Annotated in this window: 6 protein-coding genes; all 6 read right to left on the bottom strand. The window is 42.2% G+C overall.

The genetic code is table 11. The features are described from left to right. Positions 1-775, bottom strand: a 775-nt coding sequence (gene purU / locus PHP90_RS13815; protein ID WP_299931056.1) for a formyltetrahydrofolate deformylase, incomplete at its 3' end; no start/stop codon positions are given. After that, on the bottom strand, positions 772-1,116 hold the full coding sequence (locus tag PHP90_RS13810) for a hypothetical protein (RefSeq protein ID WP_299931052.1): 345 nt from the start codon (positions 1,114-1,116) through the stop codon (positions 772-774). The genes PHP90_RS13810 and purU, both read right to left, overlap by 4 nt. Further along, on the bottom strand, positions 1,107-1,355 hold the full coding sequence (locus PHP90_RS13805) for a tetratricopeptide repeat protein (protein WP_298693238.1): 249 nt from the start codon (positions 1,353-1,355) through the stop codon (positions 1,107-1,109). The genes PHP90_RS13810 and PHP90_RS13805 overlap by 10 nt, the downstream gene beginning before the upstream one ends. Beyond that, the gene (gene leuB, locus PHP90_RS13800; RefSeq protein ID WP_299931049.1) at positions 1,343-2,419 is read right to left on the bottom strand and encodes a 3-isopropylmalate dehydrogenase; all 1,077 of its coding nucleotides are present in this window, start codon (positions 2,417-2,419) and stop codon (positions 1,343-1,345) included. The genes PHP90_RS13805 and leuB overlap by 13 nt, the downstream gene beginning before the upstream one ends. A gap of 3 nt (positions 2,420-2,422) precedes the next feature. Then, positions 2,423-2,926 (bottom strand): 3-isopropylmalate dehydratase small subunit, encoded by a 504-nt coding sequence (locus PHP90_RS13795; protein ID WP_299931047.1) that lies wholly within the window; start codon positions 2,924-2,926, stop codon positions 2,423-2,425. Positions 2,927-3,023: 97 nt separating this feature from the next. Next, the coding region (locus PHP90_RS13790) for a flagellar basal body rod C-terminal domain-containing protein (RefSeq protein ID WP_299931058.1) at positions 3,024-3,200 on the bottom strand (177 nt) is incomplete at its 5' end.

Genomic DNA, 3,200 nt, shown 5'->3' with positions numbered 1-3,200 from the left:
TAGACAAAACGATTTTTTCCACATCTCGGCCTAGCCGCTGCATCTCTTCCCACCCGAAAGCGTGATTGACATGTATTACATCTTGGGCGATAATCGGCCCTTCGTCCAAATGGTTATTTACAAAATGGGCTGTTGCCCCAATAATTTTAACTCCGCGCTCATACGCTTGTTTATAAGGATTTGCTCCTATAAATGCCGGGAGAAAAGAGTGATGGATGTTGATAATTTTATCTTCATATGCTTCCACAAAACGGGGCGTTAAGATACGCATGTATTTTGCAAGGACCATATAATCAATCTCACCGAGTTCAGATAATTGTGCAAGAACCCGTTTTTCATGTTCATCACGGTCACACCCTTCATGTGAAACAGTATAAAAAGGGATGTCGAATTTAGAAACCAACGGCTTGAGCAAATCATAATTGGATACGACACCGACAATATGACAATCGAGTTCGCCTGCTTCATATCGGATAAGAATATCTCCCAGTGCATGAGACTCTTTCGTCGCCATTAATACAACCCGTTTTTTACGTGGTGCAATAACTTCTAAATGAGCATGTGCAGGTAAAATTGCTTTTAATTCTTCTCTCAGTGAATCCGGAGAAATTTCTCCGGCGACGACACTGCGCATAAAGAATTTATTGTGTGCCTTATCGACAAACTCGTTATTGGAAATAATATTAAGATTACGATGAAAAAAGATACTTGATACCTTATAAACAAGCCCTTTTTCATCATTACAATGGATCATTACACGATATTGTTCATTCATTTTTCAATCCTAATCATGTCTAAACGGTTATCGATGGTTCCTAAAAGATATTCTAGAAAATTAAGCGTCAAATCGACTTTGGCTTCTATCTGAACATTATTCGGAGATTGAAATCCTTCAAAAAGAACCAATAAGCGTTCACGTATCCCTTCAAGCATACGTGCTTCATCATCACGAATCGTATGAATTGTCTCAACTTCTGTTGGAACTGTATGAATAACAGGCTCCTGTGAAATCTCTGTTTTTTCTTTGAAGACTTCAAAGTTAGTTGAAGGTTCAGAATGTGTCGATAGCTCTTCGATTTCGGCTAATGTGGATAAAATTACATCTTTTAGTTCCATGCTTTCATCAACCACCTTTCAAACTGGATAAATTCTGCTTCTTCATCCATTTGGACAAAAAATGCTTTCATTTCGTTGTTAACACCTAAAAATTTTTTTCGCATTCCCGATAGTCTGCGGATAGCTATTTTCGCATCCGCATTGGAGGGATCTTTTTTCAAAATCTCTTTATAAATTTCAAGGGCATCTTCTTTGAGCCCTTGCAGTTCGTAGATATTGGCGAGAGTTAGAGTTTGCATTTTGCCGCAAAATTAGCGATGATAGAACCCATCTCGCTGGTTGAACAGATCTCTTTGGCATCAAACCCTGAGATATCTTTAGTGCGATATCCCTCAGCAAGTGCTTGTTTGATCCCATAATCAATACGATCTGCCGCTTTGTGCTCATTCAAAGCAAAACGGAGCATCATTGATGCGCTGGCAATAGTAGCGATAGGATTAGCAATCCCCTGCCCTGCGATGTCGGGAGCTGAACCATGGATCGGCTCATAGACACCGATAGCCGCACCGACAGAAGCCGATGGAAGAAGACCGATAGAGCCGGAAAGCATACTTGCTTCGTCGCTGAGGATATCACCAAAAATATTTCCGGTTAGAATGACATCGAATTGCTTCGGATCTCGGATCAACTGCATTGCCGCATTATCGACGTACATATGGGAGAGTTCCACCTCAGGATACTCTTTTGCGACCTCTTCGACCACTTCACGCCACAATTGACTGACGTCCAAAACGTTTGCTTTGTCAACAGAGCACACTTTCTTAGAACGATCCATCGCAATTTTAAAGGCTACATGAGCGATTCGGATTACTTCATCACGGCTGTAAACCATAGTGTTCCAACCCTTATTCTCATCACGGCCTTTCGGTTCACCGAAATAGATACCGCCGATGAGTTCGCGAACAACCATCAAATCTACCCCTTTAATGATTTCCGGTTTCAGTGAGCTGGCATTCACAAGCTCATCGTATACATTGGCAGGACGAAGATTTGCAAATACACCTAACTCTTTACGGAAACGGAGCAATCCGCTCTCCGGACGTTTTTCTCTCGGAAGGGTATCCCACTTGGTTCCGCCGATAGCACCGAACAATACGGCATCACTCGCTAAAGAGATATCAATTGTCTCTTGCGGAAGCGGATCTCCTGTAGCATCATATGCACATCCACCCATCAGGGCTTCTTGGTAGTTAAATTCAATATCTTCACATGCCGCAACTGCGTCCATAACTTTAATCGCTTCGTCAATGATCTCAGGACCGATACCGTCGCCTTTAATCAGTGCAATGTTATAGCTTTTCATTAATTATTTCTCCTGTGCAGCGATTTCTTCGCTTGCGTAATTCATAAGTCCGCCGGCAGAGAGCAACTCTTGCATAAACGGCGGGATAGGGATAAAGTTATAAACTTTCCCGTTTGTTGTATTGGTAATGGTACCCGTATCCATATCGATACTGACCGATTCACCCTCTTTGATTTCCAAACTCTCGGTAAGCTCAAAAATCGGCAATCCCATATTAAATGCATTACGGTAAAAAATACGGGCAAATGTCGGAGCGATGACAGCAGCGACACCGGCAGCTTTCAGCGCGATCGGAGCGTGTTCACGGGATGAGCCGCACCCGAAGTTTTCATCGGCAACGATAATGTCACCCGGTGTCATTTTACTCACAAATGTCGGATCAGCGTCTTCCATAACATGCTTTGCGAGTTCTTTAGGGTCAGAAGTGTTTAGGTAGCGAGCGGCGATGATAAGATCGGTATCAATATCTTTACCGAAATTCCAAACTTTGCCTTCAATTTTTTGCATCAAAAATCCTATGGTACGTAAAATTATGCGGATTATAGCCAACAAGAGTTGAAAGAGTTTTAAATCCCACGAGTAAGGGATTTAATAGTGAATAATATTAACGTTTCAATCCGTTGACGGTTGCCAGCATTTCATCACTGGTAGTAATAACTTTTGAGTTTGCATCGTAGGCACGTTGCCCTGTAATCAGGTCGGTAAGTTCAACTACCAACTGAACGTTAGAAAGCTCGACAAATCCCTGACGGATTGATCCTAAACCATCTTCACCCGCAGT

This window comes from Sulfuricurvum sp. (genome assembly GCF_028712165.1).
Lineage (GTDB): Bacteria > Campylobacterota > Campylobacteria > Campylobacterales > Sulfurimonadaceae > Sulfuricurvum.
This window is presented reverse-complemented; position numbering and strand designations above follow the sequence as displayed.